This window comes from Streptomyces sp. NPDC005374, from assembly GCF_042872225.1.
In the GTDB taxonomy this organism is placed as follows: domain Bacteria; phylum Actinomycetota; class Actinomycetes; order Streptomycetales; family Streptomycetaceae; genus Streptomyces.
Genome location: NZ_JBIAKA010000003.1, coordinates 300,111 through 318,431, shown reverse-complemented (window position 1 = coordinate 318,431; position 18,321 = coordinate 300,111). Strand labels below are relative to the sequence as shown.

Annotated in this window: 18 protein-coding genes; 14 read left to right on the top strand and 4 right to left on the bottom strand. The window is 72.2% G+C overall.

Translation table 11 applies throughout. The features are described 5' to 3' along the window. Positions 1 to 44 precede the first annotated feature (44 nt). From ACFYRX_RS09825 to ACFYRX_RS09785, 9 genes are all read left to right on the top strand, one after another. On the top strand, positions 45 to 941 hold the full coding sequence (locus ACFYRX_RS09825) for a PPK2 family polyphosphate kinase (RefSeq protein WP_389097824.1): 897 nt from the start codon (positions 45 to 47) through the stop codon (positions 939 to 941). A gap of 21 nt (positions 942 to 962) precedes the next feature. Then, positions 963 to 2,480, top strand: coding sequence for an FAD-dependent oxidoreductase (locus ACFYRX_RS09820; RefSeq protein WP_389097823.1), 1,518 nt, complete (start codon positions 963 to 965; stop codon positions 2,478 to 2,480). A 61-nt stretch (positions 2,481 to 2,541) separates the two neighbouring features. After that, positions 2,542 to 3,369: a polysaccharide deacetylase family protein gene (locus ACFYRX_RS09815; protein WP_389097822.1), complete on the top strand. Its 828-nt coding sequence runs from the start codon at positions 2,542 to 2,544 to the stop codon at positions 3,367 to 3,369. A 9-nt stretch (positions 3,370 to 3,378) separates the two neighbouring features. Then, positions 3,379 to 3,594: a hypothetical protein gene (locus ACFYRX_RS09810; RefSeq protein WP_389097821.1), complete on the top strand. Its 216-nt coding sequence runs from the start codon at positions 3,379 to 3,381 to the stop codon at positions 3,592 to 3,594. A 16-nt stretch (positions 3,595 to 3,610) separates the two neighbouring features. Next, positions 3,611 to 4,348 carry a peptidyl-tRNA hydrolase gene (locus ACFYRX_RS09805; RefSeq protein WP_389097820.1) on the top strand — a complete coding sequence of 246 codons (738 nt, stop codon included), beginning with the start codon at positions 3,611 to 3,613 and terminating at the stop codon, positions 4,346 to 4,348. Positions 4,349 to 4,498: 150 nt separating this feature from the next. Beyond that, positions 4,499 to 5,806 (top strand): DUF692 domain-containing protein, encoded by a 1,308-nt coding sequence (locus tag ACFYRX_RS09800; protein ID WP_389097819.1) that lies wholly within the window; start codon positions 4,499 to 4,501, stop codon positions 5,804 to 5,806. A gap of 240 nt (positions 5,807 to 6,046) precedes the next feature. Further along, positions 6,047 to 6,829, top strand: coding sequence for a DUF4142 domain-containing protein (locus tag ACFYRX_RS09795; RefSeq protein WP_389097818.1), 783 nt, complete (start codon positions 6,047 to 6,049; stop codon positions 6,827 to 6,829). A 109-nt stretch (positions 6,830 to 6,938) separates the two neighbouring features. After that, complete coding sequence (locus ACFYRX_RS09790) at positions 6,939 to 7,730, top strand: TIGR04222 domain-containing membrane protein (RefSeq protein WP_389097817.1); 792 nt, start codon at positions 6,939 to 6,941, stop codon at positions 7,728 to 7,730. Between the two features lie 117 nt (positions 7,731 to 7,847). Then, the gene (locus ACFYRX_RS09785; protein ID WP_389097816.1) at positions 7,848 to 9,452 is read left to right on the top strand and encodes an alpha/beta hydrolase; all 1,605 of its coding nucleotides are present in this window, start codon (positions 7,848 to 7,850) and stop codon (positions 9,450 to 9,452) included. Between the two features lie 14 nt (positions 9,453 to 9,466). Here ACFYRX_RS09785 and hemQ read toward each other — a convergent pair whose 3' ends face one another. Further along, positions 9,467 to 10,198: a hydrogen peroxide-dependent heme synthase gene (gene hemQ / locus ACFYRX_RS09780; RefSeq protein WP_389097815.1), complete on the bottom strand. Its 732-nt coding sequence runs from the start codon at positions 10,196 to 10,198 to the stop codon at positions 9,467 to 9,469. A 5-nt stretch (positions 10,199 to 10,203) separates the two neighbouring features. Beyond that, complete coding sequence (gene hemG / locus ACFYRX_RS09775; RefSeq protein ID WP_389097814.1) at positions 10,204 to 11,643, bottom strand: protoporphyrinogen oxidase; 1,440 nt, start codon at positions 11,641 to 11,643, stop codon at positions 10,204 to 10,206. Between the two features lie 157 nt (positions 11,644 to 11,800). Here hemG and ACFYRX_RS09770 point away from each other — a divergent pair, with 157 nt between their 5' ends. Together ACFYRX_RS09770 and ACFYRX_RS09765 are read left to right on the top strand one after the other, a co-directional pair. After that, positions 11,801 to 12,805, top strand: coding sequence for a DUF4349 domain-containing protein (locus ACFYRX_RS09770; RefSeq protein ID WP_389097813.1), 1,005 nt, complete (start codon positions 11,801 to 11,803; stop codon positions 12,803 to 12,805). A 27-nt stretch (positions 12,806 to 12,832) separates the two neighbouring features. Then, entirely contained in the window at positions 12,833 to 14,227 is a 1,395-nt protein-coding gene (locus ACFYRX_RS09765; RefSeq protein ID WP_389097812.1) for an FAD-dependent oxidoreductase, read from the top strand. 27 nt (positions 14,228 to 14,254) lie between these two features. On the opposite strand, the gene ACFYRX_RS09760 is transcribed toward ACFYRX_RS09765, so the two are convergent. Then, positions 14,255 to 14,581: a hypothetical protein gene (locus ACFYRX_RS09760; RefSeq protein ID WP_389097811.1), complete on the bottom strand. Its 327-nt coding sequence runs from the start codon at positions 14,579 to 14,581 to the stop codon at positions 14,255 to 14,257. A gap of 135 nt (positions 14,582 to 14,716) precedes the next feature. Here ACFYRX_RS09760 and ACFYRX_RS09755 point away from each other — a divergent pair, with 135 nt between their 5' ends. Further along, complete coding sequence (locus ACFYRX_RS09755; RefSeq protein WP_389098212.1) at positions 14,717 to 15,544, top strand: rhomboid family intramembrane serine protease; 828 nt, start codon at positions 14,717 to 14,719, stop codon at positions 15,542 to 15,544. 1 nt (position 15,545) lies between these two features. Here ACFYRX_RS09755 and hemE read toward each other — a convergent pair whose 3' ends face one another. Next, complete coding sequence (gene hemE / locus ACFYRX_RS09750) at positions 15,546 to 16,613, bottom strand: uroporphyrinogen decarboxylase (protein ID WP_389097810.1); 1,068 nt, start codon at positions 16,611 to 16,613, stop codon at positions 15,546 to 15,548. A 158-nt stretch (positions 16,614 to 16,771) separates the two neighbouring features. Between hemE and ACFYRX_RS09745 the strand changes: the two genes are divergently transcribed. Both ACFYRX_RS09745 and ACFYRX_RS09740 read left to right on the top strand, forming a co-directional pair. Continuing rightward, entirely contained in the window at positions 16,772 to 17,398 is a 627-nt protein-coding gene (locus ACFYRX_RS09745) for a DUF3000 domain-containing protein (protein ID WP_389098210.1), read from the top strand. A 236-nt stretch (positions 17,399 to 17,634) separates the two neighbouring features. Next, positions 17,635 to 18,297 carry a LuxR C-terminal-related transcriptional regulator gene (locus ACFYRX_RS09740; RefSeq protein WP_389097809.1) on the top strand — a complete coding sequence of 221 codons (663 nt, stop codon included), beginning with the start codon at positions 17,635 to 17,637 and terminating at the stop codon, positions 18,295 to 18,297. Positions 18,298 to 18,321 lie beyond the last annotated feature (24 nt).

Genomic DNA, 18,321 nt, shown 5'->3' with positions numbered 1-18,321 from the left:
GGCGCAGGATCGAGGGACCGGACCCGGCCCGGAAGGGGTGCCCCATGGCGAAGAAGGGCTCGAAGTCCCACGCGTCCGAGAAGAGCGCGAAGGCCCGGGACGACACCGACCTGCGCGAGCTGTTGCGCGTGCCGGGCGGCAAGCCGGTGGACCTGGCCGCGTACGACGCCCGGGAGACGCCGGCCGGTCCGCGTAAGAAGCAGGCGGGCCTGGCCGCGATGACCGCCCTGGCCTCCCCGCTCGCCGACCTCCAGGAACGCCTGTGGGCGGCCAGCACCGCGGGCGACCGGCGCCGGATCCTGCTGGTGCTGCAGGGCATGGACACCAGCGGCAAGGGCGGCACGGTCAAGCACGTCATCGGCCTGTTCAACCCGTCCGGCTGCCGCATCCACGCCTTCAAGGCACCCACGCCCAAGGAGCTCGAGCACCCCTTCCTGTGGCGCGTCAAAAGGGCCCTCCCGCAAGCCGGCGAGCTGGGCATCTTCGACCGCTCGCACTACGAGGACGTCCTCATCGCCAAGGTCCGCGCGCTCGCCCCGCCCGCCGAGATCGAACGCCGCTACGACGAGATCAACCGCTTCGAGAAGTCCCTCACCGACGACGGCGTCACCGTCGTCAAGTGCTTCCTGCACATCTCGTACGACGCACAGCGCGACCGTCTCCTCAAGCGCCTGGACCGTCCGGACAAGCACTGGAAGTTCAACGTCTCGGACATCGACGAGCGCGCCCTGTGGCCCGCCTACCAGCAGGCGTACGAGATGGCCCTGGAGCGCTGCTCGACACCGCACGCCCCCTGGTACCTGGTCCCCGCCGACCGCAAGTGGTACCGCAACTGGGCGGTCAGCCGGCTCCTGCTGGAACACCTGTCGGAGCTGGACCCCCGCTACCCGGAGGCGGACTTCGACGTGGAGGAAGCCCGCAGGCGGCTGCTCGAAGAGTGAATCCCGGGGTACTCGGGGCGCATGACCGAGAACCGGCACGTCAAGGGCTCGTACTGGCTGGAGACCGCACCCGGCGGATCCCGGCCGCCGCTGACCGGGGATCTCGAGGTCGACGTGGCCGTGATCGGCGCCGGGATCGCCGGGCTCAGTACGGCATGGGAGCTGGTGCGGGCCGGGAAGCGGGTCGCGGTCCTGGAGGCCGGGCAGGTGGCGGCCGGGGTCACCGGGCACACCACCGCCAAGCTGACCGCCCTGCACACGCTGATCTACGACAAGCTGCGCCGCACCCGTGGTCCCGAGGGCGCCCGGCTGTACGCGCGCTCGCAGAGCGAGGCGATCGAGCGGGCCGCCGGGATCGCGGACGAGCTGGGCGTCGACTGCGACTGGGAGCAGCGCGACGCGTACACCTACGTCTGTGACGAGGGCAGGGTCGAGGAGCTGCGGGCCGAGGCGGCGGCCGCCCGGGAGGCGGGGCTGCTGGCGTCGTTCGTGACGGAGACCGGGCTGCCGTTCCCGGTGGCGGGCGCGGTGCGGGTGACGGGGCAGGCGCAGTTCCATCCGCGCAAGTACCTGCTGGCCCTGGCCGAGGACCTGGTGGCCTCCGGGGCGGCCGTGCACGAGCACACCGCCGTCCTCGGCCTCGACGAGGGCGAGCCGTGCCGGCTGTCGACCGACACGCGGGCCACGGTGACGGCCCGGGACGTCGTGGTCGCGACCCACTACCCGATCTTCGACCGTTCCCTCCTCTTCACCCGGCTCTCCCCGCGCCGTGAGCTGGTCGTCGCCGGGACGATCGACCGGGAGCGGGATCCGGACGGCATGTACATCACGCCGGAGGAGGGCACCCGCTCGGTCCGTACGGCTCCCTGGAGCGCCGACCGGCGCCTCCTCATCGTCACCGGCGAACACTTCACCCCCGGCACGGGCGACACCAGGACCCGCTTCGACCACCTCTCCGCCTGGGCCACCCGGCGCTTCCCCGGTGTTGATCTCACCCACGCCTGGGCCACCCAGGACAACGACCCCACGGACACCGTGCCGCTCGTCGGCCCCCTGCACCCGGGCGCCCGGCACGCCTACGTCGCCACCGGCTTCGGCGGCTGGGGCATGAGCGGCGGGATCATGGCGGGCCGCCTCCTCACGGCGCTGATCACCGGCGAGAAGTGCGCGTGGAGCGAGCTCTACGACCCGCGCCGCCTGCTCTCGACGGTCCGTGAGGCCCCGTCCTTCCTCAAGACCCAGGCACAGGTGGCCCGCCACTTCGTCGGCGACCGTCTGCGCCCCGTGCCCCCGCTGGAGTCCCTGCCGCCCGGCGAAGGCGCCGTGGTCCGCGTGGACGGCGACCGCCTCGCGGTCTACCGCGACGAGGCCGGCGCCCTGCACGCCGTGTCCCCGCGCTGCACCCACCTCGGCTGCCTGGTCGCCTTCAACGGTGCCGAGGACGCCTGGGAGTGCCCCTGCCACGGCTCCCGCTTCGACACGGACGGCAAGGTGATCCAGGGCCCGGCGACCCGGCCGCTGGAGAAGCGGGACATCTGAGCGGGTGACCCCACGGGCCGGGCTGACATACATATAAGGCAGATCGCCCTACGTTCGTACGGTGATCACTCCCGTACGCCGTGCCCTCGCCGTGTGCGCCCTGGGCGCCGCCCTCGCCGCCTGCACCACCCAGGCGCCCCGAGCCGTCCGCCCGGCCCCCGCCCCGACCACCACCGCGTCCCCGTCCACGCCTCCCACCCTCGCTCCCGGGCCCGGCGGCCTGACGCCCGTCTTCCGACACGGTTCCCGCGCCCACGGCAGGACGGTCGCGCTCACCTTCGACGCCGACATGACCGCCGACCAGGGCACCCGGGCCGCGGCGGGCGAGCGCTTCGACAACCCGGGGCTGATCACGGCGCTGCGGACGCTGAAGGTGCCGGCCACGGTGTTCATGACCGGGAGGTGGGCCGAGGAGTATCCGGAGCAGGCGCGTGCGATCGGGCGGGACCCGCTCTTCGAGGTCGCCAACCACTCCTACAGCCACTACGCCTTCACCGACGACTGCTACGGGCTGCCGACGGTGTCCGGCGACCGGATGCGGGAGGATGTGGAGCGGGCGTACGCGGTGTTCCGCACGGTGGGAGTGCCGGATGCGATGCCGTACTTCCGCTTTCCCGGCGGCTGCTACGACCGGCGGGCCCTGAAGGCACTCACCCCGGCCGGTGTGACCGCCGTCCAGTGGGACGTGGTGAGTGGGGACGCGTTCGCCACGGACGCGGAGGCCGTGTCCCGGCAGGTGCTGGAGGGGGTGCGGCCGGGGTCGGTCGTGGTCATGCACTGCACACGCAGTGCCGCGCCGACGACGGAGCGGGTGGTGCGGACGGTGGTGCCCGAGCTGCGTGAGCGGGGCTTCCGGTTCGTGAGGGTGTCCGGGCTGATCGGGTCCTAGGCTGGAGGCATGAGCGAGGAGTACTGCGCGACCGGCGACGTGTCGGAGCCACCGGTCGCCGACGGCCCGCCGTACGCGATGGGGGTCCCCCCGCTCGAGCGCAGCCGAGAGTGGGGGAGCGTGCTGTGCCGGAACCCGACGGAGTATCCGGAGTCGCACAAGGGGGTCACCTTGTGCCCGGTGTGCGAGTGGCAGGAGGCTCAGCGGACGGCCTGTTCGGGGTGACCTTAGGGTTGTCCGGGTGAGCCACGACGTGACGCCCTCGACCGACAGCCCCTTCCACTCCGAGCCGACCGCGCGCGACCAGGCACCCCAGTTCGTGCTGCCCCTGGTCGTCCGCATCGAGAAGGCCGCTCCGCCCGCTCGTACCGACGCTCTCGAGACCGCCGCCCGCGCCGTTCTCGTCCTGCTCGGCGACGAGCGTTCTGTCGGCGACGGGGAGTGGGCCGAGGTCGTGCGGGACTGGCAGGACGCCCGGATCCGCAAGGTCGTACGGCGGGCCAGGGGGGCCGAGTGGCGGCGGGCCGAGGAGCTGCCCGGGATCACCGTGACGGGGAAGTCGGCGCAGGTGCGGGTGTTTCCGCCCGTGCCGCTCGACGGCTGGCCCAAGGAACTGGCCAAGCTCCAGGTCTCCGGTACCGATCTCGACGACCCCGAGCCGCCCGGGGCCGCGGACACGACGGCTCCCGTCCTGTGGCTCAGTCCGGACCTCGACATGTCGGCCGGCAAGGCGATGGCCCAGGCCGGACACGGCGCCCAACTGGCCTGGTGGGAGCTGTCGGAGGAGGAGCGGACCGCCTGGCGGGACGCCGGGTTCCCGCTCGCCGTACGGACCGCGGATCCCGGGCACTGGGGTGAACTCACCGCGAGCGGGCTGCCGTTGGTCCGCGACGCCGGCTTCACCGAGATCGCGCCCGGTTCCTCCACGATGGTGGCGGACCATCCGGCGTTGCGGTCACGGCCCGGAACGGGTCTGTGAGGTCACCGGCAGCCGCACCGCCCGAACCTCAAATGTTGCTCTGAACGTCCCCCGGGCACGGTTCGCACCCCCGGCCCGGGGCCATACCTCCGTCACGCCGGACAGACGGCGGCCCGAGCGGATGCGGGAGAGGACGGGGAGGGGACGGACATGGAGCGACTGGGCACGGGTATCGGTTGGCGGCCGGAGATCGCGGACGCCGTGGAGGCAATGCCGGGCATCGACTGGGTCGAGGCCGTGGCCGAGAACGTCTGCCCCGGGCATCTCCCCGAGTCGCTGCGACGGCTGCGCGAGCGCGGGGTGACCGTGGTGCCGCACGGCGTCTCGCTCGGGCTCGGCGGCGCCGAGCGGCCCGACGCCGGACGGCTGACCGCGCTGGCCGAGCGCGCCAAGGCGCTGGGCTCGCCGCTGGTCACCGAGCACATCGCGTTCGTCCGGGCGGGCGGCCCCCTCACCGCCTCGCCTCGCCTGGAGGCCGGACATCTCCTGCCGGTCCCCCGCACCCGGGACGCCCTCGACGTCCTCTGCGAGAACATCCGGATCGCCCAGGACGCGCTGCCGGTGCCGCTCGCCGTCGAGAACATCGCCGCACTCATCGCATGGCCCGGCGAGGAGATGACCGAGGGGCAGTTCCTGTACGACCTCGCGGACCGGACGGGGGTCCGGCTGCTGATCGATGTGGCCAACCTGCACACCAACCACGTCAACCGCGGCGAGGACCCGGCCCGCGCGCTCGCCGAACTTCCGCTGGAGGCCATCGCCTACGTCCATGTCGCGGGCGGCTTCGAGCGGGACGGGGTGTGGCACGACAGCCACGCCCACCCGGTGCCGCGACCGGTCCTCGACATCCTCACCGACCTCGCGTCCAGGGTCTCGCCGCCGGGGGTGCTGCTGGAGCGGGACGAGAACTTTCCCGAACCGGTCGAGCTGGAGCGGGAGTTGGGGGCGATCCGGGAGGCGGTGGCGAAGGGGGGCGCCCCCGGGGCGGCAGGCGGTGCGTGGTGCCCTGCCGATACCGCGGGGCCGTCGGGCGCTCCGACGGAGCCCGCCCGTCAGAGGCTCGCCCTCGCCCAGACCGCGCTGCTGTCCGCGCTCGCGGCAGGGACTCCGGTGCCGGAGGGTTTCGACCGGGTGCGGCTGGGGGTGCAGGCGCGGGCGCTCGCCGGGAAGCGGGCGGACGTGGTGGCGAAGGTCGCGCCCGAGTTGCCGGTGATCCTCGGGGCGGGGTACCGGCCGGCGTTCCTGGCGTACGCGCACGGCCGGTCGATGACGGACGGGTACCGGCGGGACGCGTTGGACTTCGCCGAACACCTGCTGCTGGACGGCGAGTTCGGGGACGCGCGGGTGCGGCGGGAGTTGCGGGAGTGGTGGCTTGAGCGGTCGGGTCCGGTCCCGAGGTCACAGCGGGCGGGGGTGCGGTTGACCCGGGCCACACGGAGGGTCCTGCTGCGGCGGTGACGACGTGCCGCCCCGCACCGCGGTGTGCCGGGAATAACACCACAACTGCTCCACGCCTCCAACCTCCACACTTCACCCCCATTTCTCCAGAAATTCCGCCCCTCTCATCGCCCCCTTTCACCCCATCTCGACCCCGATGCAAGCATTCGCTCCTGTACGGCAGTTGACTCGGACCCGGCAGTAATATGTCAACCCCGCACCTGAGACTTCCTGGCGTGCGGTGCCGCAACAGGAGGCACCATGCGATCGCGACCGCCCGTCAAGGGGCGAGGCATCTTCACCGGCACCGGGGTCATCATCACCGGACTGATGGCGACCGTCGTGGCGTTGCTCATCCCGATGTGGTCGTATGCCGACCGCTCGGACACGGGCCTGAGCGTGCTCAGCGCCGGGACCGTGACGACGCCGTACGGCCCGCTCTCCGCGCTGGACCGGGACTTCGTCACGAAGGTGCGGCTGGCGGGGCTGTGGGAGCTGCCCGCGGGTCAGCAGGCGGAACAGAAGGGGACGACGCAGGCCGTCCGTACGGCCGGCGCGCATCTCGTCGAGGGACACACGTTCCTGGACGCACGCGTGCGTGACGTCGCGTCGAAGCTCGGACTTGCGCTGCCCAACGAGCCCAACGACCAGCAGAAGCAGTGGCTCGCCACCCTGAACCAGGCGCAGGGCGTCGACTACGACCGCCAGTTCGCCAACATCCTGCGCCTCGCGCACGGCCGGGTGTTCTCGGTCGTCGCCCAGGTCCGCGCGAGCACCCAGAACTCCCTGGTCCGTGCCCTGGCCGACGACGCCAACACCACCGTGCTGGACCACATCAAGGTCCTGGAAGCCACCGGATACGTCGACTTCGCCGCCCTGGCCCAGGAGTTGGCCGGTGACAGCGCCCCGCCGCTCGTCAACTCCCCGGCCCCGGCAGGCCCGACCGCCGACCCCGGCATCGTCGTGCCGGTCACCCCGTCGCCGTACGCGACACCCTTCTCCCTTCCCCCGGCCGCCTCCAGCCCGGCCCCGGTCCCGTCGTAGGTCGCCTGGCTTCATTCCGGACAAGCGGAACGTCACACACCGACAACACTCCGTCCGGATTGTGAACAGGCCATGGCGCCTCCAGGAGCCTTTGGCATAGAAACGCGGCATGTTCTGGGTTCTTCTTCTGCTGCTGGCCTGGGCCGTCACCGGCACCGCGTGCACGCGGCTGTGCCTGGCCGCCGTACACGCGGCGGCCGCGGACGCGGATGCCCGGGCACACGATCTGACGCTGTACGAGGCGGCGTTCCTGTCCGGCGGCCCCCGGCGGGTCGCGGACCTGACGCTCGTCTCGATGGCCCGCCAGCAACGGCTGCTGCTCGCTCACACCGGCTGGGCGACCGTCGTCGATCCCCGCGGGCGCGACGAGATGGAGCGGACCGTCATCGGTGCCATCGGGCCGGAGGGACAGTCCCGGATCGCCCCGGTGCGCGTCGACGCGGCCTCCGCGGACGCGGTGCGCAGCCTCGCCGACCGGCTCGTGGACGCGGGTCTCGCGATGCCCGACCACGCCCGGTCGGGCATCGCGACGGCCGTCCGTCAGGTGCGGCTGGCCGCCGGGGCCGTCGTCGCGCTGGGCGTGATCGCGCTGCTGGCTCCCGCCCCTTCGGAGATGCCGCGGCATCTGGTCGCCCTCTGGTTCGCACTGCCGCTCGCGCTGAGCCTGAGCTGTCTGGCCATCGCCCGGGTGGAGGTCCACCCGTACTCGCGCTGGGCCTCCCCGGCCGGCCAGCGGCTGCTCGGCGCCCTGACCCGGCGCACCGGTGGCACGGACGAGCGGACGTATCTCACCTGCGTCGCCGTGCGCGGCATCAGCGCGATCGGCGAACCGGACCTGCGCGCGGCCTTCGCGCACCGCGAGCACCACAGCGAGCACCCTCGCGAGCCGCGGCGCGGCTGAGCGCGCCCGGGGGCGCACGGAGGCATTGGGGCCGACACCGGCGGGGCGGTGCTTGCCTTCACCTCCGCCCCAACGAAACTTCCCTTTTGTCGCTGCCGCGCACCGAAGGGAAACGCGATGAGAACTCCCGCCCTCTACACGGCCGCCGGTTCCCTGCTCCTGACCACACTCGCCGCCGGTCCGGCCGGGGGCGTTCCGGCCGCCCCGGGCGCGGCGGAGCTGCACGGCACCGCGATCGCCGCCGCGCGCGCCGGGACGGCCGGGGTCCGCTTCGGCGCCTGCCCCGAGGCGGAGGACCTGCCCGGCACCGTGCGGTGCGGCACGGTGTCCGTCCCGCTCGACTACGCGCACCCCGACGGCAGGCAGATCAAACTGACCGTCAGCCGGGTGCGGGCCACGCAGAAGGACCCGCACAACAGCAAACGCCGGGTGCCCCGGCAGGGCGCCCTGGTCTACAACCCCGGCGGCCCCGGAGCCTCCGGCATGTACTTCCCGCTGATCGGCGCCCTTCCCGAGTGGAAGGGACTCGCGGCGGCCTACGACCTCGTCGGCTACGCCCCGCGCGGAGTGGGCCGTTCGGCACCGCTGTCCTGCAAGGACCCGAAGCAGTTCTTCAAGGCGCCCACGCAGGCGCCGGTACACCCCTCGGAGTCGTACAAGCAGGAACGCATCGCCCAGGCGAAGGCCTACGCGCGCGGATGCGCGGAGCGGGCGGGCGCCGCCCTCCGGCATTACACCTCCCTGAACAACGCCCGGGACCTGGACGTCCTGCGGGCCGCTCTCGGCGAGCAGAGGCTGACGTTCATGGGGGCGTCGTACGGGACCTACTTCGGCGCGCTGTACGTGACGCTCTTCCCCTCGCACGTACGGCGGATGGTGTTCGACGCGGCGGTGAACCCGGACCCGGAGCAGGTCTGGTACCGCAACAACCTCGACCAGTCGGTGGCGTTCGAGGAACGCTGGGCGGACTTCCGGGAGTGGGTCGCCCGGCACGACGACGTGTACGGGCTCGGGGACACGGCCGAGGAGGTGCTGCGCAGCTACGAGAAGGCGGCGGCGCAGCTGGCCGCCGAACCGGCCGGCGGGAAGGTCGGGCCCGGGCAGTTGCAGGGGGCGTTTCTGTCGGCCGGGTACTACGACGACTTCTGGCCGCATCGCGCGCAGGCGCTGTCGGCCTACCTCAAGGGCGATCCGAAGCCGTTGATCCAGCAGGCCGGGCCGCATCAGGAGGCGGCGAAGGAGGCGGAGAACTCCACCGCGGTCTACACGGCCGTCGAGTGCAACGACGCGCCCTGGCCGACGCAGTGGGCCGTGTGGGACCGGGACAACACGCGGCTGGCGCGGGTGGCGCCGTTCGAGACGTGGGACAACGTGTGGATGAACCTGCCCTGTGCGTACTGGAGCGCCCCGCGTCAGCAAGCCCTCGACGTGCGCACGGGGGCCGGTGAGTTGCCGCCGACGCTGATCCTCGCCGCGGAGCGGGATGCCGCCGCGCCCTACGACGGGGCGCTGCAGTTGCACCGGCGGCTGTCAGGGTCGGTGCTGGTGACCGAGCGGGACGCGGGCACGCACGGCATCGCGGGCGGCCCGAACGCCTGCGTCAACGGATACCTGGACGCCTATCTGCTGGAGGGCCGCCTCCCGGTGCGGCGCGCCGCGTGCGCCCCGCACCCCGAGCCGAAGCCGAGCTCCCGGAAGGCGGCCGTCGAACCCGCTCGCTGATCAGCGCTCGCCGATCAGGCGAGGCCCGCCACGAGATCGCCGATGTCCTTGCGGCGGCCCGTGTAGAAGGGGACCTCCTCGCGGACGTGCATACGGGCCTCCGACGCACGCAGCAGGCGCATGAGGTCGACGATCCGGTGGAGCTCGTCGGCCTCGAAGGCGAGGATCCACTCGTAGTCGCCGAGCGAGAAGGAGGCGACGGTGTTGGCGCGGACGTCCGGGTAGCCGCGGGCCATCTTGCCGTGGTCGGCGAGCATGCGGCGCCGGTCCTCGTCGGGCAGGAGGTACCAGTCGTAGGAGCGGACGAAGGGGTAGACGCTCACGTAGTCGCGCGCGTTCTCGTCGGCCAGGAACGCCGGGATGTGCGAACGGTTGAACTCGGCCGGGCGGTGCAGCGCCATGTTGGACCACACCGGCTCCAGGGCGCGGCCCAGCTTCGTGCGGCGGAAGAGGTTGTACGCCTCCTGGAGCTGGTCGCTGGTCTCCGCGTGCCACCAGATCATGAGGTCGGCGTCGGCACGCAGGCCGGACACGTCGTAGGTGCCGCGGATCGTGACGTCCTTGGCGGCGAGCTGGTCGAACAGCTCCTGGACCTCGTCGGCGTAGCCCGTGCGGTCCTCGGGGAGCACGTCCTTCAGCTTGAAGACGGACCAGAGCGTGTAACGGATGACCTCGTTGAGGTCCTTGGCCAGCTTGCCCTTGTTCGGGACCCTGCCGGACTCGGGGGTGGGGGCGTCGTTGCTCATGGGTCTCATTCTCCCGCGCCGCCATGCAGGCTCTGCACCGGGTTGGCCGTGAGCTCCCGTACGGCGGTCAGGTCGCCCTCGATCTGGTCCACGGCCGCGTGGGCGCTCGCGATGCAGGCCGGGATGCCCACGCCGTCGTACTGCGCGCCGCACAGCGCGAGGCCGGGGACCTTGGCGACGTGCTCACGGATGCGGGCCACGCGCGCGTGGTGTCCGACGGGGTACTGGGGCAGGCCGTCGGTCCAGCGGGTGACGCGGGTTTCGAGGGGGGTGGCGTCCAGCCCGGTGGCCGCTTTCAGATCGGTGCGGGAGACGTCCACCAGGCCTGCGTCGTCGCGCTCCAGGATCCTCGTCTCGCCGTGGCGGCCGACGGAGGTGCGCAGCACGACGACGTCCGGGTTCTCGTCGGCGATCCAGCCCCACTTCTGGGAGGCGAAGGTGGCGGCCTTGATGGTGCGGCCGTCGACCGGCGGGACGAGGAAGCCGCTGCCGGCGGGGAGGGCGGTGTCGGAGCGGCGGTAGGCGAGGCTGACCAGGGCCATGGAGGCGTACTCGACGGTGTCGAGCTCGGTGGCGGCCTCGGGGGCCTCGGCGCGCAGGAGTCCGGCGGCGGCCGGGGCGGGGGCGGCGACGATCACGGCGTCGGCGTGCAGGACGCGGTCCCCGGCCACGACCCTCCAGCCGCCGGACGCCTCGCGGCGCAGCTCGCGCACCGGGGCGCCGGTGACGATCTCGCCGCCGCGTGCGCGGACCGAGTCGGCGACGGCGAGCGGGAGGCTGCCCACGCCGCCCTGGATGCCCATGAACACCGGGCCGGTCTGCTGGTTGGCCGCCATCTTGGCCTGGATCTCGCGGACGCCCTCTGTCAGCGAGGTGTGGGTCCTGGCGACCTGGAAGAGCTGCGGGACCGCCGAGCGCATCGAGATGCGGTACGCGTCGCCCGCGTACACGCCACCGAGGAGGGGCTCGATGAGGCGGTCGACGACCTCGCGGCCCAGGCGCGCCGCCACGTACTCACCGACGGCCACGTCGTCGCCGACCTCGGTGCGGGGCAGTTCGGCGTCCTGCCCGATGCGGGCGAGGCCCTCGTCGGACAGCACCCCGGCCAGTGCGTCGGCGGTGCCCGGGACGCCCATGACGTGGCCCTTGGGCATGGGGCGCAGGGCGCCGCGGGTCCAGATCGAGGCCGTGGCGGTGGCGGGCGGCTGGAGGCGCTCGCCGAGGCCCACCTCACGCGCGAGGGCCACCGCCTCCGGCCTGCGGGCCAGCATCGACTCGGCGCCGAAATCCACGCGCGCGCCCGCGATCTCGCCGGGCAGCAGCTTGCCGCCGACGCGGTCGGACGCCTCCAGCACGGTGACGCGTGCGCCGCGCTGCAACAGCCGGTGGGCCGCGGCCAGTCCCGCGATGCCGGCTCCGACGACGACCACCTGTGATCCGCTCATGGCCCCAGCCTCTCAGACCCCACTGACAGTCCACCGGTGGCCCGGTGTCCTTCACGAGTCCCGACCGTGACCGCATCGGAACCACCGGACTCCAACGTTCGCGCCCACTCCGGCGTCGAAGGAGCGTCAGTTGTTCACGACCCTCGGGGGGACGCCCATGCGCACATCACGTTCACGCCGTTCACGAAGGCCCGTACGTCCCGTCCAGACCCTGGCGGGCCTTCTGCTGGCCGCGGCTCTCGCGCTGGCCGGGTGCAGCGGGGGCGCCGACTCCTCCAGCGACGGTGGCAGCGCCCTGTCCGACGAAAAGGCCGCGCAGAGTCAGGCGAAGGGCGGGGCGGGCGCCGAGGACAGCGCGGGCGGCAAGCAGGCCACCGCCGCACCCCAGGCCGCCGCGAACCACATCATCCGCACCGCCGAACTGACCGTGCAGGTCAAGAACGTGCCGAAGGCGCTCGCCGCCGCCCGCACCACCACCGAGAACGCGGGCGGTTTCGTCGGCAAGGAGGCCACCACCCGCGACGAGGAGGGCCACGAGCAGACGGACGTGGTGCTGCGGGTGCCCGTCGAGAAGTACGACGAGGTCCTCACCGACCTGCAGGGCGCGGGCAAGCTTCTGGAGCGCACCGCGAACGCTCAGGACGTCACCGACCAGGTCGTCGACGTGGAGAGCCGGATCGCGACGCAGCGCGCGAGCGTGGCGCGGATCCGGGAGCTGATGGACAAGGCGACGAGGCTGAGCGACGTGGTCACGCTGGAGGGTGAACTGAGCACCCGCCAGGCCGATCTGGAGTCGCTGCTGGCCCGTCAGGGGTCCCTGAAGGACCGCACGACGCTGGCCACCATCACGCTGTCCCTGTCCGAGTCGCCCGTCGTCAAGGCCGAGAAGGACGACGACCCCGGTGTCGTCGACGCGCTCGCGGGCGGCTGGGACGCGTTCGTGACCATGCTGCGCTGGATCGTGGTGGCGGTGGCCGCCGTGCTGCCCTTCCTCGCGGGGATCGCGCTGCTCGTCCTGGTGTGGCTGCGGCTGATCCGGCCCCGGCTGCCGCGCCGGCCGGCTCCCGCGGCCGCCTCGACCGCTCTGGGCCCGCTGCCCATGGCCCGTCCCGTCCCGGACCCGGAAACGGGACCCGCGCGGGAGAAGGGTGAGCAGGACTGAAATGCCGCGCCCTCGTAGCGTGTTCGCATGAACATGAGCCGTACGCGGGACACGAGGGAACGTCTGGTAGTCATCGGCGCCGACGCCGCGGGGATGTCCGCGGCGTCACAGGCCCGCCGGATGAAGGGGCCCGACGAGCTGGAGATCGTGGCGTTCGAGCGGGGCCACTTCAGCTCCTACTCGGCGTGCGGCATCCCGTACTGGGTGGGCGGGGACGTCACCGAGCGGGATCAGCTGATCGCCCGAACGCCCGAGGAACACCGGGCCCGCGACATCGACCTGCGGATGCGCACCGAGGTCACGGAGATCGACGTCGGCCGGCAACGGGTACGCGCGCGTGACCTCGCGTCCGGGGCCGAGTCCTGGACGTCGTACGACAAGCTCGTGATCGCGACCGGCGCCCGTCCGATCCGCCCGGACATGCCGGGCGCCGACGCCCCCGGTGTGCACGGGGTGCAGACCCTCGACGACGGCCAGGCGCTCATCGACACGCTGGCACACACGCGTGGCCGTAAGGCGGTGGTGGTGGGGGCCGGATACATCGGTGTGGAGATGGCCGAGGCCCTCATCAACCGCGACTACGAGGTGACGGTCCTCAACCGGGGCAGCGAGCCCATGTCCACGCTCGACCCGGACATGGGCCGCCTGGTGCACGACGCCATGGAGGGCCTGGGCATCACCATGGTGAACGACACCGAGGTGACCAAGATCCTCACGGGCGAGGACGGCCGGGTCCGCGCGGTGGCCACCGAGGACGGCGAGTACCCGGCGGACGTGGTGGTGCTCGGCATCGGCGTCCGCCCGGAGACGACGCTCGCGAAGGCGGCCGGCCTGCCCCTGGGCAGCCACGGCGGCCTCCTGACCGACCTGGCGATGCGGGTGCGCGGCCACGAGGACATCTGGGCGGGCGGTGACTGCGTGGAGGTCCTCGACCTGGTGTCCGGGCAGGAGCGGCACATCGCGCTCGGCACCCACGCCAACAAGCACGGCCAGGTCATCGGCACCGGTGTGGGCGGCGGATACGCCACGTTCCCCGGTGTCGTCGGCACGGCGGTCAGCAAGGTGTGCGACCTGGAGATCGCCCGCACCGGGCTGCGCGAGAAGGACGCCCGGCGCGCGGGCCTCCAGTTCGTCTCGGTGACGATCGAGTCCACCAGCCGCGCCGGCTACTACCCGGGCGCTTCCCTCATGACGGTGAAGATGCTCGCCGAGCGCCGCACGGGGCGGCTGCTCGGCGTGCAGATCGTCGGGAGGGAGGGCGCGGGCAAGAGGGTCGACATCGCCGCCGTGGCCCTGACCGCGGGGATGACGGTGGAGCGGATGACGGCCCTGGACCTCGGGTACGCGCCACCGTTCAGCCCGGTGTGGGACCCGGTGCTGGTGGCTGCCCGAAAGGCGGCCGCGAAAGTGCAGGCCTCCTGAGGGCTCAAGGACCTGAGGACCTGAGGGCTACGCCGTTCCGTTGATCCGTTCGATGGCCTGGCGGGCCTGGTCGGCCGGCGGTCGGGGCGGCAGCGCCGAGACGGAGGCACTGGTGCTGGTGGGCATCGCGGCCGGCTGCTCACCCCCCGGCTTGGCGTGAGCCGCGGACCGGGTGGACCTGAGCCGGTTGCTCACCGCCTCGTCGAGCGTCACCGGGCGCTGCATCTGGGACGCCAGCCGCCCGGCCTCCTGACCGAGCCTGGCCACGTCCTCCCACGGCAGTCGCACCACCAGGGAGATCTCGGCTTCGCCGTCGGGGAGAGCGTGCATCGGAGGAGTAATACGGTCGTTCATCGCTGTTCCTCACGTAGTCCCCGCGGCCCGCCTTCCCCGTGCCGCGGGCGGTTGAGGAGTCATACGCACGCGTGCGTGCGGGTGTTCACCGGTACGGCACCGATTCGCCGGGCCCATCGCGGGCACTACTTCCTTGTGGTCATCCCCGTCCATGACATAAACCCTGTGCGCCGCACCCCCTGGGTGACGTATGCGCTCATCGCCGCGAACGTCCTCGTCTTCCTGTACACGCCCGGCCTGGCCGGCTCCGTGGCGGGCGACAGCAGCGTGTCGCAGCTCTGTCACCTCCAGGCGTTCCTGGACCAGTACGCGGCCATCCCGCAGGAGTTGATCCACCACCAGATGCCGCACCTCGTCCCCACGGGCGACGTCGGCACCAGCGCGCAGGGCACCACGGGCTGTGTGGTGGCCCCGCCGGACTACGACAAGTCCCCGCCGCTGTCGGTCCTGACGGCGATGTTCCTGCACGGCGGCTGGCTGCACCTGCTGGGCAACATGCTGTTCCTGCTGATCTTCGGCAACAACGTCGAGGACCGCATGGGCCATGTGCGCTTCGCGCTGTTCTACGTCGTCTGCGGCTACGCGGCGTCGTACGGCTTCGCGCTCCTCAACGACGACTCGGGCGACCCGCTGATCGGTGCGTCGGGGGCCATCGCCGGAGTGCTGGGCGCCTATCTGGTGCTGTACCCGAAGGCCAGGGTGTGGGTCCTGGTGCCCTTCCTGGTGTTCCTGCCGCTCAGGCTGCCCGCCTGGCTGGTGCTGGGCTTCTGGTTCGTGCTCCAGGCGGTGTACTCGTCCGGGGAGGGCGTCTCCGAGGCGGGCACGGTGGCCTACGCGGCGCACGTCGTGGGCTTCCTCACCGGCATGCTGCTCGCCTGGCCGCTCAAGGCGGGCACTCCCCCGCCGCCGGAACCGCGCGGCCTGCTGTTCGGCAGGAGGGCACGGCCCCGGCACACGTGGTGACTCAGCGCGTGGTGCGGGTGTGGACGTACTCCACGAGCCGGGTCAGCGCGTCCGGGTCGATGGCCGGCATGACGCCGTGGCCGAGGTTGAAGACGTGTCCCTCCAGGCCCTCGGCGGACTCCAGGACCTCACGGGTCTTGGCCTCGACCGCCGCCGTGGGGGCGAACAGGACCGTCGGGTCGAGGTTGCCCTGGAGCGCCTTGCCGGGGCCGACGCGGCGGGCGGCCTCGTCCAGCGGGACGCGCCAGTCGACGCCGACGACGTCCGCGCCGGCCTCACCCATCAGGCCGAGCAGCTCGCCGGTGCCGACGCCGAAGTGGATGCGCGGGACGCCGTACCCGGCGACCGCGTCGAACACCTTGGCGGAGGCGGGCAGTACCGAGCGGCGGTAGTCGACGGGGGCGAGGGCGCCGGCCCACGAGTCGAAGAGCTGGACCGCGGAGGCGCCGGCCTCGATCTGGACCTTGAGGAAGGCGGCCGTGATGTCGGCGAGACGGTCGAGCAGGTCGGCCCAGAGCTCGGGGTCGCCGTACATGATCGCCTTGGCGTTCTCGTACGTGCGCGACGGGCCGCCCTCCACGAGGTAACTCGCGAGGGTGAAAGGTGCGCCGGCGAATCCGATGAGGGGGGTGGGGCCGAGCTCGGCGGTCAGCAGGCCGATGGCCTCGGTGACGTAGGAGACGTCCTCGGGGGTGAGGTCGCGGAGCTGGGCGAGGTCGGCGCGCGTGCGGATCGGCTTCTCGACGACCGGGCCGACGCCGGGCTTGATGTCGAGGTCGATGCCGATGGCCTTGAGCGGGACGACGATGTCGCTGTAGTAGATCGCCGCGTCCACGTTGTGCCGGCGGACCGGCTGGAGGGTGATCTCGGCGACCAGCTCGGGCCGCGTGCAGGACTCGAGCATCGGGATGCCCTCGCGGACCTTGCGGTACTCCGGAAGTGAACGCCCGGCCTGCCGCATGAACCAGACGGGGGTGTGCGGCACGGGTTCGCGCCGGCATGCCTTGAGGAAGGCGGATTCGTACGTGGCTGTCGGCGGCTTGCCCGTGGGGGTCTCGTTGGCGCTCACGGGGCAAGTCTCGCATGACGCCCATGGGGCTCCGACGCGGCGTGGGCTCTGCCACGTACGCCGAAGTGCGGGTGTCTAGGAGCGCACCGGGCCCCGGTTCCCTTTAACCTTCCCGCATGGCTGCGGCTCAGGAACGACTGTCGGACGGCACTGGTGGGATGGACGACGCGAAAGCGGGGGACCGGGAGGGAAGCGATGCGGCTCCGCCGGCCTTCCAGGCCGCGGTTCAGGCATTGCGCACCAGTCGGCTGCGGCCGCAGATCGAGGTCGAGTCGACGCGGGCACCGCAGCGGCTCGCCCCGCACGCGTACGCCCTGGAGGCCACCGTCGTCGACGGCGACCAGGACCTCGCCGACGGCCGGCTGGTGCTGCTGCACGATCCGGACGGGCACGACGCCTGGCGCGGCACCTTCCGGCTGGTGACGCTGGTGCGTGCGGAGCTGGAGCCGGAGATGGCCGCCGATCCGCTGCTGCCCGAGGTGTGCTGGTCCTGGCTGACGGGCGCACTGGCAGCGCGCGGGCTGTCGTACGGCGAGCCGAGCGGCACCGTCACGCGCGCGAGCTCGCACTACTTCGGCGGTCTGTCCGAGCGCCCGGCTGCCTCGCAGATCGAGATCCGTGCCTCCTGGACGCCCCGCGAGGGCCTGGGCGGGGTGCCGGACGCGGCGGCGCATCTGCTGTCCTGGTGCGATCTGCTGGCCCAGGTCGCCGGCCTGCCGCCGGCCGGGCCCGGCGACGCGTCGGTGGTGACGCTGCCACAGCGCCGGGATCCCCAGGCCCGCTGACCCACTGGCGCACAGGAACGAACCGTCCCCCATCCGGGGCATCAATTTGTCGATACGGCCACTTTCAGTCAGGAGTGAACCGTCGAACGAACCGATGTGTTCACCGAACGATCGACCGTACGTCCGAATTGCACTAATTGTTACTCACTAGATCGTGATCATTCTCTAAAGGACGCCGGGTTCGGTGCCGAAGACGTCTGTGACCTTCCAAGCCGTCCCGCACCCCAGGAGGCCCGGTGTCCGTTCTCCTCGAGCAGCCCGCAAGCCTGGTCGCCTATCGCCCGAACAAGCCCACCGCCATGGTGGTCGTGGCCGACCCACGTGTCCGCTCCACCGTCACCCGTCACCTCTGGGCGCTCGGTGTGCGCGATGTCATCGAGGCCTCGTCCGTGGCGGAGGCCCGTCCCAGAATCGCCAACCCCCGTGACATCTGCATCGCCGATGTCCATCTCCCCGACGGCTCCGGCCTGACCCTCCTGTCCGAGACCCGCGCCGCGGGCTGGCCCAACGGCCTCGCCCTCTCCGCGGCCGACGACATCGGCGCCGTGCGCAACGCCCTCGCGGGCGGCGTCAAGGGCTACGTCGTCACCGGCACCCGTACGAACCTCGGGCTCCCCACCCGACCGGGCGCCGCCCCCATCGGCTCCGCCGCCGCCCGTATGCACCGCCGCCCCCCGGGTGCCCCGAGCCACCCGGGCGGCTACCGCGAGCTCTCCGGCCGTGAGGTCGAAGTGCTGCGGCTGGTGGCCGAAGGCCAGTCGAACAAGGCCATCGGCGTATCGATGGGCCTGTCCGCACTGACCGTCAAGAGCCACCTCGCCCGGATCGCCCGCAAGCTCGGCACGGGAGACCGCGCCGGCATGGTGGCGGTGGCCCTGCGCACCGGCATCATCCACTGAGGCCCTGACAAAGCCTCGCTGTTC

Excerpts from the sequence above, each read along its gene's own strand:
- ACFYRX_RS09825 (WP_389097824.1), top strand. The coding sequence starts at position 45 with ATGGCGAAGAAGGGCTCGAAGTCCCACGCGTCCGAGAAGAGCGCGAAG.
- ACFYRX_RS09820 (WP_389097823.1), top strand. The coding sequence starts at position 963 with ATGACCGAGAACCGGCACGTCAAGGGCTCGTACTGGCTGGAGACCGCA.
- ACFYRX_RS09810 (WP_389097821.1), top strand. The coding sequence starts at position 3,379 with ATGAGCGAGGAGTACTGCGCGACCGGCGACGTGTCGGAGCCACCGGTC.
- ACFYRX_RS09800 (WP_389097819.1), top strand. The coding sequence starts at position 4,499 with ATGGAGCGACTGGGCACGGGTATCGGTTGGCGGCCGGAGATCGCGGAC.
- ACFYRX_RS09795 (WP_389097818.1), top strand. The coding sequence starts at position 6,047 with ATGCGATCGCGACCGCCCGTCAAGGGGCGAGGCATCTTCACCGGCACC.
- ACFYRX_RS09790 (WP_389097817.1), top strand. The coding sequence starts at position 6,939 with ATGTTCTGGGTTCTTCTTCTGCTGCTGGCCTGGGCCGTCACCGGCACC.
- ACFYRX_RS09785 (WP_389097816.1), top strand. The coding sequence starts at position 7,848 with ATGAGAACTCCCGCCCTCTACACGGCCGCCGGTTCCCTGCTCCTGACC.
- hemQ (WP_389097815.1), bottom strand. The coding sequence starts at position 10,198 with ATGAGCAACGACGCCCCCACCCCCGAGTCCGGCAGGGTCCCGAACAAG.
- hemG (WP_389097814.1), bottom strand. The coding sequence starts at position 11,643 with ATGAGCGGATCACAGGTGGTCGTCGTCGGAGCCGGCATCGCGGGACTG.
- ACFYRX_RS09770 (WP_389097813.1), top strand. The coding sequence starts at position 11,801 with ATGCGCACATCACGTTCACGCCGTTCACGAAGGCCCGTACGTCCCGTC.
- ACFYRX_RS09765 (WP_389097812.1), top strand. The coding sequence starts at position 12,833 with ATGAACATGAGCCGTACGCGGGACACGAGGGAACGTCTGGTAGTCATC.
- ACFYRX_RS09760 (WP_389097811.1), bottom strand. The coding sequence starts at position 14,581 with ATGAACGACCGTATTACTCCTCCGATGCACGCTCTCCCCGACGGCGAA.
- ACFYRX_RS09745 (WP_389098210.1), top strand. The coding sequence starts at position 16,772 with ATGGACGACGCGAAAGCGGGGGACCGGGAGGGAAGCGATGCGGCTCCG.